General features: G+C 67.9%; 24 protein-coding genes and 1 tRNA gene. 7 read left to right on the forward strand and 18 right to left on the reverse strand.

The window, feature by feature from the left end; translation table 11 throughout:
- Positions 1-101: 101 nt before the first annotated feature.
- From AC1DNF_RS13095 to AC1DNF_RS13105, 3 genes are read right to left on the reverse strand one after another with little or no spacing between them, the layout of a single operon-like run.
- Positions 102-1,508 carry an efflux transporter outer membrane subunit gene (locus AC1DNF_RS13095; protein ID WP_478149034.1) on the reverse strand — a complete coding sequence of 469 codons (1,407 nt, stop codon included), beginning with the start codon at positions 1,506-1,508 and terminating at the stop codon, positions 102-104.
- Complete coding sequence (locus tag AC1DNF_RS13100) at positions 1,501-4,659, reverse strand: efflux RND transporter permease subunit (RefSeq protein WP_478149035.1); 3,159 nt, start codon at positions 4,657-4,659, stop codon at positions 1,501-1,503. Before AC1DNF_RS13100 ends, AC1DNF_RS13095 begins: the two co-directional genes overlap by 8 nt.
- A 13-nt stretch (positions 4,660-4,672) precedes the next feature.
- Positions 4,673-5,938 (reverse strand): efflux RND transporter periplasmic adaptor subunit, encoded by a 1,266-nt coding sequence (locus AC1DNF_RS13105; protein ID WP_478149036.1) that lies wholly within the window; start codon positions 5,936-5,938, stop codon positions 4,673-4,675.
- Between the two features lie 161 nt (positions 5,939-6,099).
- Between AC1DNF_RS13105 and AC1DNF_RS13110 the strand changes: the two genes are divergently transcribed.
- Complete coding sequence (locus tag AC1DNF_RS13110) at positions 6,100-6,747, forward strand: TetR family transcriptional regulator (RefSeq protein ID WP_478149037.1); 648 nt, start codon at positions 6,100-6,102, stop codon at positions 6,745-6,747.
- A gap of 42 nt (positions 6,748-6,789) precedes the next feature.
- Positions 6,790-6,864: transfer RNA gene (locus AC1DNF_RS13115), tRNA-Arg, on the forward strand.
- Positions 6,865-6,996: 132 nt separating this feature from the next.
- Here the strand turns inward: AC1DNF_RS13115 and AC1DNF_RS13120 are convergent.
- The 11 genes from AC1DNF_RS13120 to AC1DNF_RS13170 all read right to left on the reverse strand — a co-directional run bounded on the left by AC1DNF_RS13120 (position 6,997) and on the right by AC1DNF_RS13170 (position 17,025).
- Positions 6,997-7,497 carry a c-type cytochrome gene (locus tag AC1DNF_RS13120; protein ID WP_478149038.1) on the reverse strand — a complete coding sequence of 167 codons (501 nt, stop codon included), beginning with the start codon at positions 7,495-7,497 and terminating at the stop codon, positions 6,997-6,999.
- A complete protein-coding gene (locus tag AC1DNF_RS13125) occupies positions 7,494-8,102 on the reverse strand; it encodes a TetR/AcrR family transcriptional regulator (protein ID WP_478149039.1) in 609 nt (202 codons plus the stop codon). Before AC1DNF_RS13125 ends, AC1DNF_RS13120 begins: the two co-directional genes overlap by 4 nt.
- On the reverse strand, positions 8,099-8,533 hold the full coding sequence (locus AC1DNF_RS13130; RefSeq protein WP_478149040.1) for an ester cyclase: 435 nt from the start codon (positions 8,531-8,533) through the stop codon (positions 8,099-8,101). Before AC1DNF_RS13130 ends, AC1DNF_RS13125 begins: the two co-directional genes overlap by 4 nt.
- A 174-nt stretch (positions 8,534-8,707) precedes the next feature.
- Positions 8,708-9,724 carry a 2Fe-2S iron-sulfur cluster-binding protein gene (locus AC1DNF_RS13135; protein ID WP_478149041.1) on the reverse strand — a complete coding sequence of 339 codons (1,017 nt, stop codon included), beginning with the start codon at positions 9,722-9,724 and terminating at the stop codon, positions 8,708-8,710.
- A 60-nt stretch (positions 9,725-9,784) separates the two neighbouring features.
- Complete coding sequence (locus AC1DNF_RS13140) at positions 9,785-10,771, reverse strand: aromatic/alkene monooxygenase hydroxylase subunit beta (RefSeq protein ID WP_478149042.1); 987 nt, start codon at positions 10,769-10,771, stop codon at positions 9,785-9,787.
- A gap of 33 nt (positions 10,772-10,804) precedes the next feature.
- On the reverse strand, positions 10,805-11,113 hold the full coding sequence (locus AC1DNF_RS13145; RefSeq protein WP_478149043.1) for an MmoB/DmpM family protein: 309 nt from the start codon (positions 11,111-11,113) through the stop codon (positions 10,805-10,807).
- 34 nt (positions 11,114-11,147) lie between these two features.
- Positions 11,148-11,483, reverse strand: coding sequence for a monooxygenase system ferredoxin subunit (locus AC1DNF_RS13150; RefSeq protein ID WP_478149044.1), 336 nt, complete (start codon positions 11,481-11,483; stop codon positions 11,148-11,150).
- A gap of 20 nt (positions 11,484-11,503) precedes the next feature.
- The gene (locus AC1DNF_RS13155) at positions 11,504-11,776 is read right to left on the reverse strand and encodes a toluene-4-monooxygenase system B family protein (protein ID WP_478149045.1); all 273 of its coding nucleotides are present in this window, start codon (positions 11,774-11,776) and stop codon (positions 11,504-11,506) included.
- A gap of 69 nt (positions 11,777-11,845) precedes the next feature.
- Positions 11,846-13,336, reverse strand: a complete 1,491-nt coding sequence (locus tag AC1DNF_RS13160; RefSeq protein ID WP_478149046.1) for an aromatic/alkene/methane monooxygenase hydroxylase/oxygenase subunit alpha — start codon at positions 13,334-13,336, stop codon at positions 11,846-11,848.
- 135 nt (positions 13,337-13,471) lie between these two features.
- Positions 13,472-14,098: a response regulator transcription factor gene (locus AC1DNF_RS13165; RefSeq protein ID WP_478149047.1), complete on the reverse strand. Its 627-nt coding sequence runs from the start codon at positions 14,096-14,098 to the stop codon at positions 13,472-13,474.
- Entirely contained in the window at positions 14,095-17,025 is a 2,931-nt protein-coding gene (locus tag AC1DNF_RS13170; protein ID WP_478149048.1) for an ATP-binding protein, read from the reverse strand. The genes AC1DNF_RS13165 and AC1DNF_RS13170 overlap by 4 nt, the downstream gene beginning before the upstream one ends.
- Before the next feature lie 185 nt (positions 17,026-17,210).
- Here AC1DNF_RS13170 and AC1DNF_RS13175 point away from each other — a divergent pair, with 185 nt between their 5' ends.
- Complete coding sequence (locus AC1DNF_RS13175) at positions 17,211-17,939, forward strand: glutathione S-transferase (RefSeq protein ID WP_478149049.1); 729 nt, start codon at positions 17,211-17,213, stop codon at positions 17,937-17,939.
- A gap of 6 nt (positions 17,940-17,945) precedes the next feature.
- Here AC1DNF_RS13175 and rsmI read toward each other — a convergent pair whose 3' ends face one another.
- Entirely contained in the window at positions 17,946-18,881 is a 936-nt protein-coding gene (gene rsmI / locus AC1DNF_RS13180) for a 16S rRNA (cytidine(1402)-2'-O)-methyltransferase (RefSeq protein WP_478149050.1), read from the reverse strand.
- 39 nt (positions 18,882-18,920) lie between these two features.
- On the opposite strand from rsmI, the gene AC1DNF_RS13185 reads away from it, so the two are divergent.
- The 3 genes from AC1DNF_RS13185 to AC1DNF_RS13195 all read left to right on the forward strand — a co-directional run bounded on the left by AC1DNF_RS13185 (position 18,921) and on the right by AC1DNF_RS13195 (position 20,722).
- Positions 18,921-19,277 (forward strand): YraN family protein, encoded by a 357-nt coding sequence (locus tag AC1DNF_RS13185; RefSeq protein ID WP_478149051.1) that lies wholly within the window; start codon positions 18,921-18,923, stop codon positions 19,275-19,277.
- 81 nt (positions 19,278-19,358) lie between these two features.
- Positions 19,359-19,985, forward strand: coding sequence for an SIS domain-containing protein (locus AC1DNF_RS13190; RefSeq protein WP_478149052.1), 627 nt, complete (start codon positions 19,359-19,361; stop codon positions 19,983-19,985).
- On the forward strand, positions 19,982-20,722 hold the full coding sequence (locus AC1DNF_RS13195; protein ID WP_478149053.1) for a BON domain-containing protein: 741 nt from the start codon (positions 19,982-19,984) through the stop codon (positions 20,720-20,722). Before AC1DNF_RS13190 ends, AC1DNF_RS13195 begins: the two co-directional genes overlap by 4 nt.
- 19 nt (positions 20,723-20,741) lie before the next feature.
- Here AC1DNF_RS13195 and AC1DNF_RS13200 read toward each other — a convergent pair whose 3' ends face one another.
- From AC1DNF_RS13200 to AC1DNF_RS13210, 3 genes are all read right to left on the reverse strand, one after another.
- Complete coding sequence (locus AC1DNF_RS13200; protein ID WP_478149054.1) at positions 20,742-21,662, reverse strand: NAD(P)-dependent oxidoreductase; 921 nt, start codon at positions 21,660-21,662, stop codon at positions 20,742-20,744.
- A gap of 159 nt (positions 21,663-21,821) precedes the next feature.
- Positions 21,822-22,958, reverse strand: coding sequence for a PilT/PilU family type 4a pilus ATPase (locus AC1DNF_RS13205; RefSeq protein ID WP_478149055.1), 1,137 nt, complete (start codon positions 22,956-22,958; stop codon positions 21,822-21,824).
- An 18-nt stretch (positions 22,959-22,976) separates the two neighbouring features.
- Positions 22,977-24,020 carry a type IV pilus twitching motility protein PilT gene (locus tag AC1DNF_RS13210; RefSeq protein WP_478149056.1) on the reverse strand — a complete coding sequence of 348 codons (1,044 nt, stop codon included), beginning with the start codon at positions 24,018-24,020 and terminating at the stop codon, positions 22,977-22,979.
- Between the two features lie 39 nt (positions 24,021-24,059).
- Here AC1DNF_RS13210 and AC1DNF_RS13215 point away from each other — a divergent pair, with 39 nt between their 5' ends.
- Positions 24,060-24,746 (forward strand): YggS family pyridoxal phosphate-dependent enzyme, encoded by a 687-nt coding sequence (locus AC1DNF_RS13215; protein ID WP_478149057.1) that lies wholly within the window; start codon positions 24,060-24,062, stop codon positions 24,744-24,746.
- The last annotated feature ends 14 nt before the right edge of the window (positions 24,747-24,760 follow it).

Raw genomic sequence — 24,760 nt, forward strand, 5'->3', positions numbered from 1 at the left:
GCGTCCTCAGTATCGGGGGCTCTTCGGGGGGCTTTTCGAAATCAACCGGGGATTATAGAGAGACGCCCGGGGGCGCCCCTTTTCTTGGCGCCGCGTGGCCTTCAACGCGTGGCCCAGCCGCCACCCAATGTCTTGTAGAGCGTGACCTGGTTCTGCAGCTGCAGCAGGCGCGTCTGCACCGTCGCCTGCTGCGCCGCGAAGAGCGAGCGCTGCGAATCGAGCAGGTCCAGCCCGCTGGCGATGCCGTTGCGATATCGCAGGTCGGACAGCTTGAAGCGCGCCGCTTCGGCATCGGACTGCGCCCGCAGGGCGCGCACCTCCTCGCCGAGCGTCGCGCGGCCCGCCAGCGCGTCGGCGACCTCGCGGAACGCCACCTGGATTGACTTCTCGTACTGCGCCACCGCGATGTCCCGGCCCGCGCGGGCCGAATCCAGCCCCGCCTGATTGCGCCCGGCATCGAAGATCGGCAGCGTGATCGACGGCGCGAAGGACCAGGCCTTCGTGCCGCTGGCGAACAGGTTGGAGAACTCGTTGCTGGCGCTGCCCACCGACGAAGTCAGCGCGACGCGCGGGAAGAAGGCCGCCCGCGCCGCCCCGATGTTGGCGTTGGCCGCGATCAGTTGCTGCTCCGCGGCGCGAATGTCGGGCCGCTCGCCCAGCAAGTCCGAGGGCAGGCCGGCGGGCAACTCCGGCATGGGCTTGGCGGTGTCGAGCCCGCGCGCGCCGCCTTCGGTGGCATCCGCGGGCACAGGCGCGCCCAGCAGCAGCGCCAGCGCGTTCTCGTCCTGCATGCGCAGGCGCTGCTGCTGGGCGTAGGAGGCGCGGGCGGTCTCGGTCAGCGACTCGGCCAGGCGGAAATCGATCTCCGAGGACACGCCGTTGTCGAAGCGCATGCGCGTGAGCTTGTACGACTCCTCGCGCGTGGCCAGCGTCTGGCGCGTGAGATCGAGCAGTTCGTCGTCCGCCAGCAGCGTGAGCCAGCCGTTGGCAACGGCCGCGACCAGGCTGATCTGGGTGGCCTTGCGCGCTTCTTCCGTGGCGAGGTATTGCGCCAGCGCCGCTTCCTTCAGGCTCGCGATGCGGCCGAAGAAGTCGATCTCCCACGACGTGACGCCGACGCCGGCGCTGTAGCTCTCGCTCACGCCCGTGCCCAGCAGCGAGGGCCGCTGGCGCGTGCCCGACACGCTCGCATTGAGCGTCGGGAACTGGCCCGCGCGCTGGATCTGGAATTGCGCGCGGGCCTGCTCGATGTTGAGCACCGCCACGCGCAGGTCGCGGTTGTTGGCGAGCGCGGTCTCGATCAGCTTCGCCAGCCGTGGATCGGTGAAGTACGACTGCCAGGCGATGGTCGACGCCATCGGCTGCCCGGCGTTCGGGGCTTGCGCGCCGGGGTAGCTGGCCGGCACGGGTGCGGCGGGGCGCTCATAGGTCGGGATGAAGGAGCACCCGGCCATCAGCATCGCGGTTGCTGCCGCCAGCGCGGCGGAGGTCAAATTCTTATTAGTCATGGCTTTCCTCGATGCCCGCGGCCTGCGCATGGCGCTTGTCGGCCTCGTGCTGCCGCTCGCTGCCCTTGAAGAAGCTGCGCACGACCACGAAAAATATCGGCACGAAAAACACGGCCAGCCCGGTGCCGGTCACCATGCCGCCGAGCACGCCGGTACCGATGGCGCGCTGGCTCGCGGAGCCGGCGCCCGAGGCCAGCACCAGCGGCAGCACGCCCAGGCCGAAGGCCAGCGAGGTCATCACGATGGGCCGGAACCGCAGGTGCGCCGCGGCCAGCGCCGACTCGATCACGCCCTTGCCCTGGGCCTGCAGGTCCTTCGCGAACTCGATGATCAGGATCGCGTTCTTCGCCGACAGGCCGATGATCGTGATCAGGCCGACCTGGAAGTACACGTCGTTCGAATACGAGCGCAGCAGGGTCGCGAGCAGCACGCCCAGCACGCCCAGCGGCACCACCAGGATCACCGACAGCGGAATCGACCAGCTTTCGTACAGCGCGGCCAGGCACAGGAACACCGCCAGGATCGCGAAGCCATAGAGGATGATCGCCTGCGAGCCCGCGAGCTTTTCCTCGCGCGACTGGCCGGTCCACTCGTAGCCGAAGCCCGGCGGCAGCTTGGCCGCGAGCGACTCCATCTCCGCCATGGCGGCGCCGGTGCTGTAGCCGGGCGCCGCGCTGGCGCTGATGCGGATCGCCGGATAGCCGTTGTAGCGCACCGTCTGCGTCGCGCCCGTGACCCACTTCGTGGTCGCGAAGGTCGACAAGGGCACCGGCTTGCCCTGCGTGTTGCTCGCGTTGAGCTTGAGCAGGTCTTCCGGCTGCATGCGCGCGGGCGCATCGGCCTGCACCACCACGCGCTGCAGGCGGCCCTGGTTCGGGAAGTCGTTGATGTAGCTCGAACCGAGCGCGGTGGACAGCGTCGTGTTGACGGCGTCGAAAGTCACGCCCAGCGCGTTGGCCTTGTCGCGGTCGATGTCGATCTGCAGCTGCGGCGCATCCTCCAGGCCGTCCGGGCGCGTCTGCGTCAGGATCTTGCTCTTCGACGCCATGCCCAGCAGCTGGTTGCGCGCGTTGATCAGCGCTTCGTGCCCGGCGCCGGAGCGGTCCTGCAGGCGGAAGGTGATGCCGCTCGCGTTGCCCAGTTCCGGGATCGGCGGCGGGCTCAGCGGGTAGATGAACGCATCGCGAATGCCCGAGAGCGCGCCGAAGGCACGGCCCGCCAGCGCGTCGGCCGAATGGGCGGCATCCTTGCGCTCCTTCCAGTCCTTGAGCGTCACGAAGGCCAGGCCCGCGTTCTGCCCCTGGCCGGAGAAGCTGAAGCCCAGCACGCCCACCATGCTCTGCACCTCGGGCTGCTTGAGGATGTAGCCCTCGACCTGCTGGATGACGGACAGCATGCGTTCCTGGGTCGCGCCCGGCGGCAGCTGCACGTTGACGATGATGTTGCCCTGGTCTTCCTGCGGCAGGAAGGAGGAGGGCAGCTGGCGGTAGACCAGCACCACGGCGCCGACGATCGCCACGTAGATCACCAGGTAGCGCGCGGCACGCCTGAGCAGCCGCGCCACGACGCTTTCATAGCCCTTGGCCGTGCGCGTGAAGCCGCGGTTGAACCAGCCGAAGAAGCCGGTCTTCTCGTGGTGGTGTCCGGCCTCCACCGGCTTGAGCAGCGTCGCGCACAGCGCGGGCGTGAGCGACAGCGCCATGAAGGCCGAGAAGCTGATCGAGGCCACCATCACCGCCGAGAACTGGCGATAGATGTTGCCCGTGGAGCCGGCGAAGAAGGCGAGCGGCACGAACACCGAGACCAGCACCACCGTCACGCCGACGATGGCGCCGGAGATCTGGCGCATCGCCTTGCGCGTGGCTTCCAGCGGCGAGAGGCCTTCCTCGCTCATGATGCGCTCGACGTTCTCGACCACCACGATCGCGTCGTCCACCACGATGCCGATCACCAGCACCATGCCGAACATCGTGAGCACGTTGATCGAGAAGCCCAGCGCGAGCAGGACCGCGAAGGTGCCCAGGAGGGCGATCGGCACGACGATGGTCGGGATGATCGTGTAGCGCCAGTTCTGCAGGAACAGGAACATCACGAGGAACACCAGCGCCACGGCTTCCAGCAGCGTCTTGACCACCTCCGTGATGGAAATGCTGACGAAGCGCGAGCTGTCGTAGGGAATTGTCCACTTCACGCCCTGCGGGAAGTAGCGCGCGAGCTCGGTCATCTTGTCGCGGATCGCCTTGGCCGATTGCAGCGCGTTGCCGCTCGGCGCCAGCTGCACGCCGATGCCCACGGCCGGCTGGCCGTTCAGCCGCGCCGAGGTCGAATAGGTCTGGCCGCCGAGCTCGATGCGCGCCACGTCCTTCAGCCGCACGGCCGAGCCGTCGGTGTTGGCGCGCAGGATGATGTTGCCGAACTGCTCGACGCTCGAGAGCTGGCCCGTCACCACCACCGTCGCGGCGATGGCCTGGCCCGGCACGTTCGGCAGATCGCCGATGGTGCCGGAGGACACCTGCGCGTTCTGCGCGCGGATGGCCGCGTTCACGTCGCCCGCCGACAGGCTGTAGCCCTGCAGCTTCGCCGGGTCGATCCAGATGCGCATGGCGCGCTCCGTGCCGAACAGCTGCGCCTGGCCGATGCCCGGCACGCGCTGGAGTTCGGGCACCACGTTGCGCGAGGCGTAGTCGCCCAGCGCGATCGGGTCGATCGCGGGATTGTCCGAAGACAGGATGGTGAACAGCAGGAAGTTGGTGCGCGACTTGTCCACGCGCACGCCCTGTTGCGTCACCGCCGCCGGCAGGCGCGGCGTTGCGCGCGACAGTCGGTTCTGCACGTCGACCTGGGCCAGGTCGGGGTTGGTGCCGGTCTGGAAGCTGATCGTGATGGTGCCGGTGCCGTCCGCCTGCGCCACCGATTCCATGTAGATCAGGCCGGGCGAGCCGTTCATTTCGCGCTCGATCACCGACAGCACGCTGTCCTCCAGCGTCTGGGCGGAGGCGCCGGGGTAGGACGCGTTGATGACGATCGCGGGCGGTGCCACCGGCGGGTACTGCGAAATCGGCAATTGCGTGATCGCGACGCCGCCCATCACGATGATGAACAGCGCAATCACCCACGCGAAGATCGGACGGTCGATAAAGAACTTGGCCATGCGGGCGCGCTCCTTACTGCTTCGCGGCCGGAGCCGTGGCGGCGGCCGAGGCAGCGGGCGCGGCGGCCGTGGCGGCCGGCGTGGGCGCCTTCCACGGCACGGCCTTCACGGCGGTGCCGGGCGGCATCATCTGCAGCTTCTGGAAGCCGTCCACCATGACCTGTTCGCCGGCCTTCAGGCCGTCGAGCACCACCCATTGGTTGTTCTGCGCCGCGCTGATCTTCACCGTGCGCTTGGCGAGCTTGCCGTCGGGGCCGACCACGGTGAGCGTGTCGCCCTGCTGGGTGCGGGTGACCGCCTGCTGCGGGACGGTGATGGCATTGGTGGCCTGCGCCTGCTCCACCTTCACGCGCACATAGAGGCCGGGCAGCAGCTCGCCGTTCGGGTTCGGGACTTCGGCGCGCAGCGTGACCTGGCCGGTGGTCGAATCGACCGTCAGGTCGGAGAACAGCAGCTTGCCGGGCAGCGCATATTCGGTGCCGTCCTCGAGGATCACGCGCACGCTGGCCGCGTTGGTTCCGCTGGCGCGCTTGAACTGCCCGGCCTCCATGGCCCGCCGCAGCTTGAGCACGTCGGTGGCCGACTGGGTGAAGTTCACGTACATCGGGTTGATCTGCTGGATCACGGCCAGCTCGGTGGCATCGCCCTGGCCGACGAGGGCGCCCTCCGTCACCAGCGCGCGGCCGATGCGACCGGAGATCGGCGCCGTCACGCTTGCGTAGCCCAGGTTGATCTTCGCGGTCGCGACCGCGGCGCGGCCCACGGCGATGTCCGCCTCGGCCGCCTTCTGCGCCGCGACCGCGTTCGCGTATTCCTGCTTGCTGACGGCGTTGGCCTCGACCAGCGGCTTGTAGCGCTCGGCCAGCGCCTTGGCCTGGGCCGCATTGGCCTCGGCGCGCTGCAGGCTGGCCTGGGCGCTTTGCAGGGCGGCGTTGTAAGGTGCGGGATCGATGCGGAACAGCGGCTGGCCGGCCTTCACATCGCTGCCTTCACGGAACAGCCGTTCCTGCAGGATTCCCGCCGCGCGGGCGCGCACCTGGGCGACGCGGGTCGCTTCGAGCCGGCCGGGCAGCTCGGTCACCAGGCCGACGTCGCCCGGCGTCGCGATCACCACGCCGACTTCGGGCGGCGGCGGCGCGGCGCCTGCTCCCCCGCCCTGTGCGGCGGGGGCATCGCTCTTGCCGCATGCCGCGAGGGCCAGCACCACGATCGAGGAGGCGGCAATGGCCGCCAGGCGCGGCGAAAGAAACGAATGGCGCGAGACATGCAGGAAGGGCATGCGATTCCTTTGAAGCGAGGACGGGGGACGGCGCTGGGTCGCGACCGGTGCCAGAAGCAGCACGGCGGACCGGGCCATCGGGAAGTCCGGTAGTTTACATACATTCATGCATGTATAGTGACGAGATTCCGCGACAGTCTGATTCAAAACAGGAGACAAGGGTGGTTCGTCGTACCAAGGAGGAAGCGCTGGAGACTCGGCATCGCCTGCTCGATGCCGCCGAGGTGCTGTTCCAGGCGCAAGGCGTCTCGCAGACCTCGCTGCAGCAGATTGCGCACAAGGCGGGTGCGACGCGGGGCGCCATCTACTGGCACTTCAAGGACAAGGCGGCCCTGTTCAACGCCATGATGGAGCGCGTGGTGCTGCCGCTGGAAGCCGCCTTGCAGGCCGCGAGCGTTCAGGACGCCGGCGCCGACGCCGATCCGATGGACGAGGTCGAACGGGTGATGGTGGAGGCGTTGAAGCTCATGACGACCGACCCGCAGGTCCGCCGCGTGTTCGAGGTGGCGACACACAAGGTCGAATACACGCCCGACATGGAATCGGTGCAGCAGCGCCACCTGGCGGCGCGCAACGCCTGCGTGATCGACTTCGAGAAGGCCATGCTCCATGCGGCGCACCGGGCGGGCATCGGGCTGCCGATTCCGGCGGCGACCGCGGCGCAAGGCCTGCATGCGCTGATCGGGGGGTTGATCCAGAACTGGCTGCTCGACCCGGAGGCCTTCGACCTGGTGTCGACGGGGCGCCGCACCTTCCGTGTCTACCTCGCCGGCCTGGGCTTTTCGCGGCCGCTGGCGAGCGGCGCGTGATCAGCGATAATGCGAGGCACCCGACACGTTGGGAGCACCCATCTCGCTGTATTTCAACGGATAGAATTCGGCCCTCCGAAGGCTGAGATCCAGGTTCGATTCCTGGCGGCGGGACCACACACAAGGCCGGAAGCTTCTTGAAGCTTCCGGCCTTTTTGTTTGCCCAGTCTGGCAATTCAAGTCGCCCCACCGCTTGAGAGCCATCGTGGTGTGAGCGGACCAGCCTGACCACGAGCTTTTCCTTGCGACTCAGGGAAAGCGCACCACCGGCCCTTCCGCCTTCCCGCCTGGTGGCACATACGCAGGCGCCGGCGTACCCGCCGCACCCAGCGAACGGGCATAGGCATAGATGGCCTTCAGGTCGGCGTCCGTCATCGCGCGGACATTGAACCAGGGCATTGGCGGCCTCGGCTCCATGGTGCGCGCGTGGTGCAGCCACTGCTGCTCGCTCATGCGGGCGAAAAGCAGCCGCAGGTTGGTGGCATAGGTCGTGCCCCAGGGGCCTTGCCAGCCGACGCTGTCACCCGTGAGCCAGAGGCGGTCGTCGACTCGCCCATTCTTCGCGCCGTAGTTCGGCGTGTGGCAATCGTTGCAGCCGGCCACCTGGACCAGGTAGCGGCCCCGTTGCAGGGCACGGGCGGGCGCCGCGGCGGGCTGTGCCGCGGTGGCGGCGGCCGCTGCGCCGGCGAGGGCCAGGACGGCGCCTCCCTTCCGAAGAGGCGCGAGATGGAGAGAGCGAAGAAGGTTCATGACTGGCTCCTTTCTGCTGCGGCGACCAGGGCCCGAATGGCCCAGCGCCTGACCTTGCGTGCCTCGGCGTCGTCGAGCCGCAGCACGTCCTTGAACACGATGGCGGACTCCGGGCCCATCACCAGGGCCAGGGCATGCTTGAGATGCTTCAGCGCCGCGGGCAGGAAGCGGTCGCTCGCCGGGGCGAGCGCGGCCTCGATCAGCGGCATGCGCCGGTTCTGCCGCGCCGGCAACTGCGCGTCGGTCTCGCCCCGGGCACTGAGCTCCAGCGATTGCGCCAGCATCAGCCGCAGCGACACCTCGTTGGCCACTGTCATCGCATGCAGCGCGTCATCCACGCGCTCCAGCCGCGCGACCGGGTTCGCCGCCGGTGCGCCGGCCAGCACCTGCTGGGCATCCGGCGTGTCGACGTCGATCGAGGCCTCCAGGTAGAGCGCCTCGACTCTCGGGAAATAACGGTAGGCCGTGGCGCGGGACACCCGGGCCTGCGCGGCAACTTCCTCCAGCGTCGGCCGGCCGCCGCGCGACATCAACTCGGCCGCCGCCTGCAAGAGGGCCTGACGGGTGCGCTGCTTCTGCTGGTGGCGCAGGTCCATGTCGCTCATGGTTCGGGCACGGCCTGCGGCAACTGACGAACAATGGCCGTCATGTCGACCCACACGTTCTCGCGCCTGATCTGGGCGTCGTCCGAGAACTCGATGATGTGCAGCAGCCGGAAGCTCAACGGCCGGCCCCGCCCCTCGAGCCCGAACGGCCGCCCGGGCGCCCGGCCGCTCCACAGGGAGTCGTCGACCATGAAGCCATTGCCGTAGAGGCGCCGCAACGACTTCACCTGCCCGTGCGACAAGTCGGCGAACAGCGCTCCGTAGAACGGCCGGGCGGCCTCGCGGCCCCGGCTCGGCCCGGTGGGCCAACCGACCACGTCGTGCTCGACCTCGGGGGCCAGGGTGTGCAGGACGCCCGCGACGTCGTCCCGGGCCTCGAAGCCGAAATGCTCGTCGAGCCGGCGGTCCATTTCTGCAGGGTTGAGTGGCATGGCAATGGGTCCTTTCAAGAATGCGTGCCTTGCGGTCGTGTCCATTAAGGTGATTTTTATGAGACAAAAATCTCACGACGCGAATGCTATCTCACGAAAGCAGCAATCGCAAGCCGTCAAAAAGCCCCTCGTGGCCTGGGCCGCGAGGGGCTGCGTGAAACCTTGCGTTGCCGCTCAGAAGAAGCGATCGAAGTGGATCTGCTGGAACGGCACCAGGGACTTGACCATCAATTGCTCCTGCAATGCCTGGGTCATCGGTGGCGGCCCGGCGAAATAGAACTCGTACTTCGGAAGATCGCCACCCAGTTGCCGCACGACCGCCTGATGCACGAAGCCGGTCTCCCCGCGCCACGGCGTCTCGCCCGATTCCGGGCTCGACACGACGGGGTGGAAGTGGATCGCCGACGCGCCCTGCGGCAACTCGCGCAGGAACGACTCGCCGCACACATCGCGCGTGGTGCGCGCGCCGTAGAAGAAGTGCAATTGGCGCGTTGCCAGCAGACCGGCCGCCGCCGCCCCGCGCGCGATGGACACCATCGGCGCCAGCCCCGATCCGCCCGCCACGCAGACGATGTCGCGCGGGCTGTCCTCACGCAGCCACGCCAGGCCATAGGGCCCATCGATCTCCACCGTATCCCCCGTTCGAAGCTGGTCGAACAAGCAGGTCGTGCCCAGGCCGCCGGGCACGCGCCTGGCCTGGAAGTGCCAATCGCCCTCGGCGTTGGGCAGGTTGGACATCGAGTACGCGCGCGCCGAGGGCACGCCGGGCAGCTTCAGGCTCGCGAACTGCCCGGGCAGGAAGTCCGCGGGCATGTCGCTCGCAAAGCGGAACTCGCGCAGATCGTGCGTGATGTCAGCCACACCGGCCAGGCGCGCTGCGCGGCGCCGTGGCTTCTTGCGCGGCACGTATTCGTCGCCCAGCCGCACCTTGATGGCCACTTCACCAACCGCGCGGCACTGGCAGGCCAGATGGCGGTGGCGTTGGCGATCGCGCTCGCTCAGGCCCGGCGCGGCGGGCCACAGGTCATCGATCTGGCCCTCGACCAAGTCGAACCTGCAGGTGCCGCAACCGCCGGAGTTGCATTCATAGGGAAAGCCCAGCCCGGCGCGCAGCGCCGCGCGCAGCACGGTGTCTCCAGGGGCCTGGTCGACGGAAACAGCGCCCCCGTCGATACGGATTCGATCGACCATGTTGAACCTTGCAGATGACGCGCGGAGGCGACGCCCGTCGCCTCCCGCGATCGGTGGATGTCAGAGCCCGATCGAACGGCGGAACTCGCGCGTGGCAGCCTTGGCGTCGGCTGCGGCATTCGGCACGTCGGGAATGGCCGCGGCGAACAGGTCGATGGCGCGGTCGGCCATCGGTTCCCACTTGGCGATCCAGCCCTTGATGACCTCGGCATTGCCCGGCACGGCGCTCGCCATCTTCGCCAGGGCGCCCGCCCACCGCCGGTGGCGCGCGCCGTCGAGCAGTTGCGCATCGGTCAGCATGCCCAGCAGCGTGTCGCCATTGTGGCGGCCGGCTTCGCCCAGCTTGCGCAGCACGGCTTCCTCGATGGCCGGCTTGGCCACCAGGTTCAAGGCGACGAAGGCCTCGCCCCAGTCCCAGGTGGCCAGGACCTTCTCCATCAGTTCGCGCATGCCCTGCCAGGCGGGGTCGGTCTCCCAGTAACGGCGCTCGTCGGTGCCCAGGCCCTTGCCGACATGGGTCAGCGACAGTTCCTTCGTCCGATAGGCCGTGTGACTGAGCCAGCGCAGCGAATCGGCGGCCTGGAAGGCGTTGCAGTTGGTGATGGTGCTGGCCGGCGCCATCTGCATCACATACGCCGAGGCCATCTGCAATGTGTGGAACAGGTAGCGCCCGGGCGTGTAGATGCGCGCCAGCGTTCCTGCCCAGGTGGACTCCAGCGCCTTGTCGTGCTCGCGTTCGTTGAACTGGTCGAACAGGCTGAAGACGTAGGTTTCCTGCCCGTCCTGGAGCATGTTGTAGGTGCGATAGACCAGTTCGTCGGGATCGCGAAAGGCATTCCAGTCGTCATGCCTGAGCGGACTGGCGTTGCGGTACTTCTTGTACCAGCGCGCCATGAACAGGTCGGGGTCGAGCTCGAAGGGTGCGTTCTCGTCACGGTCGCTGTAGTGCAGCCCGACGGATACGATCTCGTATTCGCTCGGCTTGCGCCGGCGGCCCGCCAGGTGGCTCCAGGTCCTGAGTGGCTTGAGGACTTCGACTTCGCTCATGAATGTCTCCTTGATGAATGGGCCGTGGCCGACTCAGATGTGCTTCTGGAAATAGAACCGGATATGTTCCGGCCCGGTCTCGATGCGCCCGGCGAATGACGACAGGTTGACTTCGAGATCGCGCATGGCGAAGGATCGACCCAGCATCTCCTCGATCGTCGCGCGGCGGATGATCATTTCGCTGTCGGTCTGCACGCGGATGTAGGCGACCTTGTCGTCCACCGCGACCTTCTTGCCGGGGTTGTCCAGGGCGGCCGCCTCGGCGACGGCGTTGGCCACCTCGCCCTGGCGGAGAACGGGGCCCACCATGTTGTTCTGCTCGACGGTGATTGCGTTGCTCATGCTGTCTCCTGGGGGTGGTGTGATGCGTACCGCATCAGCTGTGGGCGAACAAGGGCGCGACGTCCGCGGTGTCGATGTACACGTCCTTGCCTTCGATCTTGATGGGGTAGCTCGCCAGCTGGCAGTCGCCGGGGTTGATGCCCTTGCCGGTGCAGGCGTCGAACACCCACTGATGGGCTCGGCAGATCAGCGTCTTGCCGTCGAACTTGCCTTCGATCAGCGGGATGTCCTGGTGCGGACACACGGCCTGGTAGGCCTTGAGGTCGCCGCCCTCGATGCAGGCGACGATCACGTCGATGCCGCCCACCTCGAAGGATTCCATTTCGCCTTCCCAGACGTCGTCCAGGCTGCAGATCTTGGTGAATGCCATGTMGAAATGCTCCGCGGTTCTCAATGGCCGGCCGCGGCCGACTCCCAGATCACTTCGATGCACTCCATGGGCAGCAGGCCGGCGTCGGCCACCTTGGTGCTTCGCGCCAGGAGCTCGCTCGCGCCTTGCCGTCGCACGCGCATGACGTGGCCCGGCCGGGCCGCCACGCGGCGACCCACGCTGTGGTGGGCCGCGGCGGCGGCCACCTGGTCCATGCTGTTCTCGGTGTCCACCGGAAGCAGTTGCAGGACGAAGTCCCCCTGGAACTTCGCGGTCAATGGAAAAAGTGCCATTCAGTTGTCTCCTCGCGGGCGCGCACCCGATGCGCGACCCGCATGTCTGTTGAACGAAGAATTGCGCGCTCAGGCCGCGGCCTTGATGCGGTTCCGGTAGCCTTCGACCCAGGCGTAGCCGTGGGCGTCGTCGCCGATCTCGCCCGGCGCCAGGCTCATGTACTTGAGGCCTCCGCCAAGATCCATCGGCTGGATCATCCCGGCGAGGAAGCGGTCGATCAGCGAGAGGTGGCCTTCGTAGCGCTCGGGTTCCTGTTCGAAGCACCACTTGCAGCCGTCGGAGCAGAAGTGATACCAGCGGCCCTTGTGCTGCAGCGGATGGTCGGCCACCTTCTCCGGCGCGTTGTTGATCGGCAGCTGGCACATGTTGCACACGACGGGCAGCGTCTCGGGGTAGGTCAGTTCACGCTTGCCCGCGAGCAGGTTGTCGATGATCACGTCCCATTGCCGGCCCCAGCGCTCGTTCCAGCCGGGGTACTTCTCCTCCAGCCACGCGCGGTCCTCGGGGGTCATGCCCGCGGCGGGGTTCCACCACACGGTCGGCCGCCAGAACCACACGCCCATGTGCATGCCGTGGTGCTGGTCGTCCAACTCCTTGAGGAACTGGTCCCAGTACCAGGGCTTGTCGAGGCCGAGGTCGAGGATCGAACGCTCGAACTGCGTGACGATCCACTCGAGCATGAACTCCTTGAACGACTGCTTGCGATGGGCCAGCGGCGTGTAGTAGTCCATCATCGGGCCGGTCAGCACCGAGAACAGCTTCCACGAGCGCCAGAAGGCGATGTCGATCATGCGCTGGGCTTCGGCCTTCTTGCCATTGGCCATCAGGATGGGAAGCAGCGCGCCGCCGATCTGCGCATGGCGCGACTCGTCAGTCTGCACGCTGGAGATCATGCTGGCGAAAGTCCAGTCGCCGGCCTCGGCGGCGTCGGCGGCCAGGCCCAGGAACTGCATGTTGGTGAATCCGGTCTCGAAGGCGAAGGTCAGCATCAGGCCGACGCCCACGGCGCTGCGCGTGTTCATCATGTCGTCGAACAGGTGGCGCGCGGCGATGATGGCCCACTCGTTCGTGTCGTAGGCCTTGAAGGCCCAGTCGAACTGGCGATCCTTCGAGACGTACTCGTGCGGGAAGAACAGCTGGATCTGCCCGTGGCGGATCTCGTCGAGCATGCCCATCGTCGCCATGTTGCGCTGGCCGGGCGCCTTCGCGAAGCGCGCCATGCGTGCCTCGGCCGACGCGGCGGCGTACTCGGCGCGCGCGATGGCGCCGTAGTGGGCCTTGATCACGCTGAGCCAGCCGGGGTCGGCGTTCTCGAACATCTTGCTGCGCTCGAGTGCGCCCTTGACCGAATAGACGCCCGAGTCCTTCTCCCGCTGCACCTTCACGTATTCGGGGTAGGTCTGCTTGTACGGCTCGTCGTAGCTTTCCCAGTCGGCCATGGGTATGCCCATGTCGCCGGAGAGTTCGGTGGGGAACAACTCGGACTCCGCGACGTAGGTCGGCGTCCAGTTGGTGCTTCGGGCCAGGTCGTACCAGTCCAGTCTCTCAAGAACCGCCATATCGATGTCTCCTTGTGTCGATTCGCTGCGCAACCTCGCGCCGGGTTGCGTGAAGTGAAGAGTAAGGAGCGGTCGACCGGCGCGCCATCGCACCTAGGTTTAGACCGGTGGGTCTTTCCGACAGGGCGCGGCGGCTCAGGCGCGGTGGGCGGCGCCCCTGGACTGGCGCAGCCGCTCGACCATGCCGACCAGCGCCGGCACCGAGCGCGCGGCCATCTTCTGCATCGCGTTGTGGCGATGGACCTTGACCGTGATCTCGGTGATGCCGAGCTCGGCGGCCGACTGCTTGTTGCGCATGCCGCGCATGATGAGGTCGATCACCTCCCGCTCGCGCGGGGTCAGCGTGTCGTACCGGGCCTGGATCTCGCCCAGCTCGGCCCGCTGCCGCCGTGTCGCCTCGTCCCGCTCCAGCGAGTGCGCGATGGCGTCGAGCAGGTCCTGGTCGCGAAAGGGCTTGGGCAGGAAGTCCACCGCGCCGGCCTTCATGGCGCGCACGGTCATCGGGATGTCGCCGTGGCCGGTGATGAAGATGATGGGAATCTCGCTATTCACCCGAGAGAGTTCGCGCTGCAGCTCCAGGCCGCTCTGCCCGGGCATGCGCACGTCGAGCACGAGGCAGGCGGGCGCATCGGGGCGCTGAAAGGCCAGGAACTCCTGCGCGGACGCGAAGGTCTCGACCCGCAGCCCGACCGATCGGATCAGGCTGCTGAGCGCCTCGCGCACGGACAGGTCGTCATCCACGACCAGGACGATGGGGTTCATGCGTGATCGATCGGCAGAGTGAATCGGAAGATCTCCCCCCGGTCCTCGTTGGGCGTCGCCCACAAGCGCCCGCCGTGCATCTCGACGATCGAGCGGCTGATGGCCAGGCCCATGCCCATGCCCTCGGGCTTGGTCGTGTGAAACGCGTCGAAGATGCGGTCCCGATCCGCCGTGCCGATGCCCGCGCCCGTATCGCGGACCTCGACGAGCAGGGTGTCCGAGCCGTGCCGGTGCGCGCTCACCGCGAGCACCCGGGGCCCTTCGGTCGAACTCATTGCCTCCAGCGCATTCATCACGAGATTGAGGATGACCTGCTGTACCTGCACGCGATCGGCCATCACCGCGGGGAGGTCGCGCGCCGGCGTGTGCCGCAGCGATACGCCCTGCGCGCGAGCTTCGCCCCGCACCAGGTCGATCACCTCGCCGATGACGGCCTCGACGTCGACCCGGGCGTGCTGGACCTCCCCCCGCTTGAGAAAGCCGCGGATTCTCGCGATCACCTCGCTCGCCCGGTTGGCGTCCCTGATGATGCGCGACACCGCCGCCTCGGCCTCGCCTTCGTTGGGCGGTTGCGCATCCAGCCATCGCAGGCTGGCGTGGCCGTTGGCGACGATGGCCGCCAGCGGCTGGTTCACCTCATGGGCGATCGACGCGGCGAGTTCGCCCAATGTCGAGACGCGCGAGACGCGCGCGATCTCGTTCTGCGCGTTCGCCAGCGCTTCGGCCGCCCGCTTGCCCTCGGTGATGTCCTCGGCGACGACCACGAGCATCCGGGGTGTGCGGCCCGAGGCAGGGATGATGGATACGCTGGTGTTCGCCCACACGACGTGCCCTTCCTTGTGTTGATAGCGCCTCTGGAGGTGGTACTCCCGGACCTCGCCCGCGAAGAGCCCGGCGACCCGCGATTGCATGACGGCATGATCTTCCTCGGGCGTGATCTTCAGCAGGGAGCATGTGCGGATCTCCTCGCGCGAATAGCCAAGCATGCGCTGGAATGCGGGATTGGTCGTGCGGATCTGGCCGCTCGAGTCCATCAGCGCGATGCCCACCGGCGAGTGTTCGTACAGCGCCCGCCACCGCTGTTCGGACTCCAGCAGCGCCTCCATGTTGCGCTGCAGGGCCTGGCGGTTGGCAATGAGCTGGCGCGTCATCTGGGACAGGTCTTCGTTCTGGGTCGCCAGTTCGCGCTGCAGCGCGTCGCGCGCCCGTTTCATCGAGACGAGGTTGCGCACCCGGGCACGCAACTCGTGGGCGGAGAACGGCTTGGTGACGTAGTCCTGCACCGACTCAGCCAGCAGCCGCGATCTCAGCGCCTCGTCGCCCTTGGCGGACAGCACCAGCACCGGCACCTGCATCAGGCGTGGCTGCTTGCGCATCTCGGCGACGAGTCGATCGCCGCCGAGCTTGGGCAGCATCAGGTCGGTCAGGACGAGATCGGGCGGATCGGCCTCGGCGCGCGCCAGCGCCTGCATGCCGTCCGCGGCCGCGGCCACGCGGTAGTCGCTCGCGAGCACGTCCGTGATGAAGCGCCGCATGTCGGCGTTGTCCTCGACCACCAGCACCGTGGGCCGGTCGTCGTCCGGTGCCGCCGCTTCGGGGGTCTCGGCCTCGATGTCGATCGGCTGCAGGCCCGCGATCGCGTCCCCGATGGCGCGGTGCTCCCGCTCAAGACCGGCCGCCGCCTCCAGCTCGCGCACATAGGACCCGGCCGGGGCGTGCGAGGGGATCTCCACCTGGAACATCGCACCGCCGCCCGGCGCCTGCGACACCGCGATCGTCCCCCGGTGCAGGTCGACGAACTCCTTGGCGATCGCCAGGCCGAGGCCGGTGCCGCCGACATCGCGCGTGGTGCCTTCCTGCGCCTGGCGGAAGCGCTCGAAGATCGCGGCCCGCATGGCGGGTGGCACGCCCGGACCGCTGTCCTGGACGCTGAGCACGAATGAATCGCTCGTGCCGGGCTCCAGCGCGCAGCGGATGCGGCCGCCGGCCGGCGTGAACTTGAAGGCATTTGACAGAAGATTCAGCAGCACCCGCTCGAACTTCTCGGGATCGACTTCCGCTTGCAGCGCATCGGGCGTCGCGATCACGTAGGCCACCGGGCGCTGCGGCGCGAGCGCATGGAACTGCTCCGCGACCCGGCGCACCGCGCGCGCGAGGTCGATGCGTGCGTAGTTCAGCCTCATCTTGCCCGCATCGAGCTTGGCGAGATCGAGCAGATCGTTGACGTGGTTGAGCAGCGTCGCGGCGTTCCGATGAATGACGCTCAGGTCGCGACGCTGCAGATCGGTGAGGTTGTTGCCGCTGGAAAGAATGGTCTCGGCCGGCCCCAGGATCAGCGCCAGCGGCGTCCGCAGCTCGTGGCTGATGTTGGCGAAGAAGTCGCTCTTGAGCTGATCGAGCTGGCGCACCTTGTCGAGCAGGCGCTGCAATTCCTCCGTCTTGCGAGCGATCTCGGCCTCGGCACGCTTCTTCTCGGTGATGTTGCGGCCCTCGGCCAGCAGGAACACGATGCGGCCGTCCTGGTCCCTGACGGGCAGCAGCGAGAAGTCGATGACGATGGTCTCCTCGCCGCTGGCCCTGCCATACACCTCGGTGTCGCAGCGCACGAACTCGCCCCGGCTCGCGCGTCGCACGAACTCGCGTGTCGCGGCCACCGTCTCCTTCGACACCGCCCACCAGCGCGCGTCCCAGAAGGGCCTGCCCTGGATGTCGTCGAGTCGGATGCCCGCGCCCTCCAGCGCCGCCCGGTTGATCTCCAGGGTCATCCCGTCGACGTCGAGCAGCCCGACGAACTGGTACATCTCGTCCAGCACGATGCGCGCGAACTTCTCCCTGAGCGTCTGCGGGTCGTCGGTGGCCGAGAGGACGACATCGCGCACGCGGCGCGACGCCTCATGCGCGAACAGGTGGCGGTGGAGGGTCGTCATGCTTGACCTGGCGATCGTCTGGGGGATGCACGGGTCACTTTAGCTCTTTAATTCCGTCGTCAGATACACGTCGTCCCTAGGGACGCGTGCTGGCGTCGCGGTCGACGCGGCCCCGGTCGAGGCCTTGGACCCGGCCTCCTTACTCCTTATCCTCGGGGTCTCCGTACTACCAGGCGAGGCCTTCCTTGACCTACCAGCTTCACTACTGGCCCACCATCCAGGGGCGCGGCGAATTCGTTCGCCTCGCGCTCGAAGCGGCGGGTGCCCCCTATGTCGACGTCGCCCGCGAGCCGCCTTCCAGGGGCGGCGGCGAAGCCGCGCTGTGCGAGCGCCTCGGCGACCCGCAAAACCCGCGCGCCGCATTCGCGCCACCCTTCCTGGTCGACGGCGACATCGTCGTGGGCCAGACCGCCGCGATCCTGCTGTACCTCGGCCCGCGCCTGGGCCTCGGGGGCGTCGGCGAGGCCGACGTGCTGTGGACGCATCAGTTGCAGCTCACCATCGCCGACGCGGTGGTCGAGGCGCACGACACGCACCATCCGATTTCGAGCAGCCTTTATTACGAGGACCAGCGCGAAGCCGCGCTGGCGCGTGCCAAGGCCTTCAGGGAGGAGCGCATCCCGAAGTTCCTCGGTTGGTTCGAGCAGGTGCTGCGGCGCAACCCCGCGGGCGACCTGCACCTGGTCGGCGATGCCCTGACCTACGCCGATCTCTCCCTGTTCCAGCTGGTGGCGGGCTTGCGCTACGCCTTCCCCAAGGCCACGGCGCGCGCGATGGCGCAGACGCCGGCGGTGGCCAAGCTGCACCTCAACATCGGCCACCGGCAACGGGTGCACGACTACCTGCAGAGCCCGCGCCGCATTCCCTTCAATGAGGAAGGCATCTTCCGCTGCTACCCGGAACTCGATGCCTGAGCGCTCTCAGTCGGCGGGTTCCTCGCGCATGCGCAGGGCCGCGTCGTAGAGTGCGTTGCGCGGCGCGCCGCTGATCTCGGCCGCAAGGCGCACCGCGCTCTTGAGCGGCAGCTCCTCCAGCAGCAGGCGCAGCACGCGTTCGCCCTCGACGCCGTCGTCCTGCACCATGGTCCTGGGATGCAGCACCAGGGCGAACTCGCCACGCGTGCGGTCGCGGCTGGCGGCGAACCAGCCGGGCAGGGCGCTCGCCGCGACGGTGGCGATCTCCTCGAACTGCTTGGTGAGCTCCCGGCCGACGGTGACGGGCCGCTCGCCCAGCGTGGCCAGCGCGCGCGCCAGGGCTTCGATGCGATGGGGCGCCTCCAGCAGCACCACGCTGCGCGCCTCGCCCGCCAGCGCGAGCACGGCGGCATCGCGCTCGCCCGCCTTAGTGGGCAGGAAGCCGGCGAAGACGAAGCCGCTGCTCGCGTCGCTCGCCGCGACCAGCCCGGCCGCACCGATCAGCGTGGTCACGCTGCTGGCACCTGGCAGCGGCAGCACGCGATGGCCGGCCTGTCGCACGGCGGCGACCAGGCGCGCGCCGGGGTCGCTCACGCCGGGCGTGCCGGCGTCGCTCACGTAGGCGATGCGTTCGCCGCCCGCCAGCCGCGCGACCACCGCCTGCGCGGCCTCAGCCTCGTTGTGCTGGTGCAGGGCGAGCAGCTGGCTGGAGGGGCGGTCGAGCCCGTAGGCCCGCAGCAGGCTGTGGGTGTGGCGCGTGTCCTCGCAGGCGACGGCATCGACGATCTGCAGTACATGCAGCGCGCGCAGCGTGATGTCCGCGAGGTTGCCGATCGGCGTGGCGACCACGTAGAGCGTCGCCTGCGGATAATGCTGCGCACCCGCGGCATCGCTTGCGGCCTTCAGGGCGGCGCCGAACGAGGCGGGAGCGAGTGAATTCAATGGATTCTCCAGAACAAGACAGCAGGGGGCTCATCAGGGATGACGACAAAGCAGCGCGGCGACGCGGCGGAAGACGCCGCGCTCGACCATCTGCAGGCGGCGGGGCTCGGCCTGGTCGCGCGCAATTATCGAACCCCGGGGCGCGGCGGCGGCGAGATCGACCTCATCATGCGCGATCCGCGCGACGGCACGCTGGTGTTCGTGGAGGTGCGACAGCGCGCGAATGCCCTGCATGGCGGCGCCGGAGGCAGCATCACAGGGGTGAAGCAGCGCCGCATCGTCTTCGCCGCGCGGCACTACATCAGCCGCCTGCGCGTGCTGCCGCCATGCCGCTTCGACGTGGTCCTGCTCGAGGAGCGCATCGAGTGGATCCAGGGCGCCTTCGACGCGGGTTGAGCGTCCAGCGGAACCTCGCGGCCCGCCGGATGCTCAACCATGCACATCTTGTTTCATCACGCACAGTTATCATCGCGCCCCATGCTCGAGCAACGGATTCAGCAGCACTTCATCGACAGCGCCGACCTCAAGTACCAGGCAGGCCCGCTTCTCAGCAAACCGATTGGCCAGGCCATGCAGGCGTTGCTTGCGTGCGTGACAAGCGGTGGCAAGATCCTCGCGTGCGGGGCCGGCGTCTCGGGCCTGCTCGCCGCGCAGTTCGCCGCGCAGTTCGTCGGCCGATTCGAACGCGACCGCCCTGAACTGGGCGCGATCGCCCTTCCCGGCGACACCACCGACCCCGCGGCGGACACCGCCAACGCCATCGACGTCGACCGCTTCGCGCGCCAGGTTCGCGCACTGGGCCAGGCCGGGGACGTGTTGCTCACCTTGAGCGCCAGCGGCCAGTCGGCGGCCGTGCTGGCCGCGGTCGCGGCGGCCCATGCCCGCGACATGACGGTGGTCGCGCTGCTCGGCAATGCGCCCGGCGGCGGCGCCAGCAGCAGCCCGGGCGGTGCCGTGGGGCGGGCGCTGCGCGAAACCGATGTCCAGATCTGCGTGCCGCACGAGCGTGCGGCACGAATCCACGAAGTCCACCTGCTCGCGCTGCATTGCCTGTGCGACGGTGTGGATGCCCAGCTACTCGGAGAACAGGAAGGTTCCATATGACGACATCCATCCAACGCATCGCCATTGCATTGACCGCGGGCGCCGCGTTGGTCGCCGGCCTTTCAGCCTGCGTGCCGCTGGTGGTGGGCGGGGCGGTGGGCGCCGGCATGGTCGCGACCGACCGCCGAAGCTCGGGCGCGCAACTCGACGACCAGACCATCGAGCTGCGCGGCAGCGCACGCGTGCGCGAGATCGCCAACGACCAGATGTACGTCAGCATCACGAGCTTCAACCACCAGGTGCTGCTGACGGGCTCCGTGGGCAGCGAGGCCGATCGCCGGCGTGTCGAGGAGCTGATCCAGCGGGTCGACACCGTGCGCTCGGTCGTCAACGAGCTGACGGTCGGTCCATCGAGCACCTTCCAGGAGCGCTCCAGCGATCTCTTCATCAGCGGCAAGGTCAAGGCATCGCTGCTGGACGCGAAGGATGTCTTCGCCAATTCCTTCAAGGTCGTGACCGAGCGGGGCGTGGTCTACCTGATGGGCATCGCCACCCGGCGTGAGACCGATCGCGCGACCGATATCGCGCGCGGGGTGTCGGGTGTGCAGAAGGTGGTGCGCATGGTCGAGGTCGTCAGCGAAGCGGAACTCGCGAACCAGGTGCCCCAGGGCAGTTCGAGCGCCTCGGGCGGCTCGAGCACTGTGCCGGTATCGTCGTCGCGCTCGAACGTGCCGCTGCCTCCGATGGAGCCGCTGCCGGCACCGGCCGGCGGCGCGACCGCCACGCCGATCCGCTGAGGGCCCGCGGCCCCGGCGCCTACTTGATCCGGGTGATCAGGCTCGAGGTGTCCCAGCGCCCGCCGCCGGCTTGCTGCACGTCGGCGTAGAACTGGTCGACCAGCGCCGTCACCGGCAGCCGGGCGCCGTTGCGCTTGGCTTCGTCGAGCACCAGGCCCAGGTCCTTGCGCATCCAGTCGACCGCGAAGCCGTAGTCGAACTTGCCTTCGATCATGGTCTTGCCGCGGTTGTCCATCTGCCAGCTTTGCGCGGCGCCCTTGCCGATGACGGCCAGCACCTCGTTCATGTCCAGGCCGGCGCGCTGGCCGAAGGCGATGGCCTCCGACAGGCCCTGCACCAGGCCGGCGATGGCGATCTGGTTGACCATCTTCGCGAGCTGACCCGCGCCGCTCTCGCCCAGCAGGGTGACCGCGCGCGCGAAGGCGCCGATCACCGGCTTGACGCGCTCGAAGGCCGCCTTGTCGCCGCCGCACATCACGGTCAGCGCGCCATTCTGGGCGCCGGCCTGGCCGCCGGAGACGGGCGCATCGATGAACTGGAGGCCGAGTTCGAGTGCCGCCTTCGACAGTTCGCGCGCCACGTCGGCCGAAGCCGTCGTGTGGTCGACGAAGACCGATCCGGGCGCCATGCCGGCCAGGGCGCCGTTCTCCCCGAGCACGACCGAACGCAGGTCATCGTCGTTGCCCACGCAGCAGAAGACGATATCGGCGTTCGAGGCCGCGCCGTGCGGCGTGGCGGCATGGGCCAGAGTGCCCTTGGCCTGCGGTCCGAGTTCCTTCTGCCAGGCGGTGGCCTTCTCCGCGCTGCGGTTGAAGACCGTCACGCTGTGGCCCGCCAACGCGAGGTGGCCGGCCATGGGATAGCCCATCACGCCGAGGCCGAGGAAGGCGACCTTCTGCGAGGGGATGGAGTCGTAGGTTTTGGGGTTGAGGCTGCTCATGGCCCATAGCTTAGCGCCGTGGCGTGACGGCCGCGTCCGGTGCTGCCGGGGGGCCAACCATGCGGCCGCCGCCGGGCCGCCCCAAGGCGGCCGCGCCGCCCCCCCGGGGGGTGGCGAATTACACGCAGCGAAGCGAAGTGAAAAGCCGGGGGGCCAACATCAGATGATTGCGAAATGCTCGGTGCCGGCCGAGAGGTCCGTCGTGCGGGCGCGCTGGCTGTTCAGCTTGATCTGCAGCCGCAGGTCGTTCGCCGAGTCGGCATTGCGGATCGCATCCTCGAAGGAGATCGCATTGCCTTCGAACAGGTCGAACAGCGCCTGGTCGAAGGTCTGCATGCCGAGGTTGCGGCTCTTCTTCATGATCTCCTTGATCTCGCCGACCTCGCCCTTGAAGATCATGTCGGAGATCAGCGGCGTGTTCAGCATGATCTCCACCGCCGCGATGCGGCCGTGCCCATCCTCGGTCGGGATCAGGCGCTGCGACACCAGCGCGCGGAGGTTCAGCGACAGGTCCATCAGCAACTGGGCCCGGCGTTCCTCGGGGAAGAAGTTGATGATCCGGTCCAGCGCCTGGTTGGCGCTGTTGGCATGCAGCGTGGCCATGCACAGGTGCCCGGTCTCGGCGAAGGCCACGGCATGCTCCATGGTCTCGCGGTCGCGGATCTCGCCCATCAGGATCACGTCCGGCGCCTGGCGCAGCGTGTTCTTGAGCGCCGCTTCCCAGCTGTCGGTGTCGATGCCGACCTCGCGCTGGGTCACCACGCAGTTCTTGTGCGGGTGCACGAACTCCACCGGGTCCTCGACCGTCACGATGTGGCCGTAGGAGTTCTCGTTGCGCCAGTCGATCATCGCGGCCAGCGTGGTCGACTTGCCCGAGCCGGTGGCGCCCACCAGGATGGTGAGGCCGCGCTTGGTCATGGCCACGTCCTTCAGCACCTGCGGCATGCCCAGTCCGTCGATGGTCGGCAGCTTGGCGGGGATGGTCCGCAGCACCATGCCGACCTTGCCCTGCTGCATGAAGGCGTTAACGCGGAAGCGGCCGATGCCCGTCGGCGAGATCGCGAAGTTGCACTCCTTGGTGCGCTCGAACTCGGCCGTCTGGCGGTCGTTCATGATCGAGCGCGTGAGCGCCAGCGTGTGCTGCGGGCCGAGCGCCTGGGCCGACACCTTGGTGACCTTGCCGTCGACCTTGATCGCCGGCGGGAACTCGGCCGTGATGAACAGGTCGCTGCCATTGCGGCTCACCATGAGCTTGAGCAGTTCGTTGATGAACTGGCTGGCTTGATCGCGTTCCATGTGTCGGACTCCTTAGGCTCAGCCTGGGAAATTCTCGGGGATCTTCGCCCGGCTGCGCGCTTCCGCAGAGGAAATGAGGTTTCTGCGCACCAGGTCGGTCAGGTTCTGGTCCAGCGTCTGCATGCCCTGGCCGCTGCCGGTCTGGATGGACGAATACATCTGCGCCACCTTGCCTTCGCGGATCAGGTTCCGGATCGCCGGCGTGCCCAGCATGATCTCGTGTGCCGCCACCCGGCCCTGGCCGTCCTTGGTTTTGCACAGTGTCTGCGAAATCACGGCCTGAAGCGACTCCGAGAGCATCGCGCGGATCATTTCTTTTTCCTCGCCCGGAAACACGTCGATGATCCGGTCGATGGTCTTGGCGGCCGACGAGGTGTGCAGGGTGCCGAACACCAGGTGGCCGGTCTCGGCCGCGGTCATGGCCAGGCGGATGGTCTCCAGGTCGCGCATTTCGCCCACCAGGATCGCGTCCGGGTCCTCGCGCAGGGCGGAGCGCAGCGCATTGGCGAAGGAGAGCGTCATCGGCCCGACCTCGCGCTGGTTGATCAGGCACTTCTTGGATTCGTGCACGAACTCGATCGGGTCTTCCACGGTGAGAATGTGGCCGTACTCGGTTTCGTTCAGGTAGTTGACCATCGCAGCCAGCGTCGTCGACTTGCCCGAACCGGTCGGGCCGGTCACCAGCACGAGGCCGCGCGGCTTGAGCGCGAGGTCGCCGAAGATCTTGGGCGCGTTGAGCTGCTCCAGCGTGAGGATCTTCGACGGAATCGTGCGGAACACGGCCGCCGCGCCGCGCGATTGATTGAAGGCGTTCACGCGGAAGCGCGCCAGGCCGTCGATCTCGAAGGAGAAATCGACCTCGAGGAATTCTTCGTAGTGCTTGCGGTGCGTGTCGCTCATGATGTCGTACACCATGGCATGCACCGCCTTGTGGTCGAGCGCGTCGACGTTGATGCGCCGCACGTCGCCGTGCACCCGGATCATGGGCGGCAGGCCGGCCGAGAGATGCAGGTCGGAGGCCTTGTTCTTGACGCTGAAGGCCAGCAGTTGGGTAATGTCCACGAAGTTCCTCGGTGACGTTTTGATACGCTTTTGACGATTATGACGATGATTGGTGACAACCTCCAGCAAGTTCGCGCGCGGATCGTGAGCGCGTGCACGGCCGCCGGCCGCGATCCCGCGAGCGTGCGCTTGCTTGCGGTGTCCAAGACCTTTGCCGCCGAGGCGGTGCGCGAGGCCCATGCGGCCGGCCAGAGCGCCTTCGGCGAGAACTACGTGCAGGAGGGCGTCGCCAAGATCGTGGCACTGGACGACCTGCGCGACAAGCTCGAATGGCATTGCATCGGCCCCCTGCAGAGCAATAAGACGCGGACCGTGGCGGAGCATTTCGACTGGGTTCACAGCGTCGACCGGCTCAAGATCGCCGAGCGGCTGAGCGAGCAGCGGCCGGCGCACCTGGCGCCGCTGCAGGTGTGTCTTCAGGTCAATGTCGACGGGGGCGCCAACAAGTCGGGCGTGTCGGCCGAAGAGGCGCTGCCCTTGGCGCAGGCCGTGGCGTCGTTGCCACGTTTGCGCTTGCGCGGCTTGATGGCGATCCCCGAGCCGGCGGCGGATTTCGAGGCGCAACGCGCGTTGTTCCTGCGCGCGGCGGCTGTTTTCGATGAAATCCGGCAGGCGGGGATCGCGCTGGACACGCTCTCGCTGGGCATGTCGGCGGACCTCGAAGCCGCCATCGCCGCCGGCAGCACCATGGTGCGGGTGGGAACGGCCATCTTCGGGGGCAGGTGAGCACGCCCCCAGGC

It is taken from the genome of Variovorax sp. 01T432 (assembly GCF_056398605.1).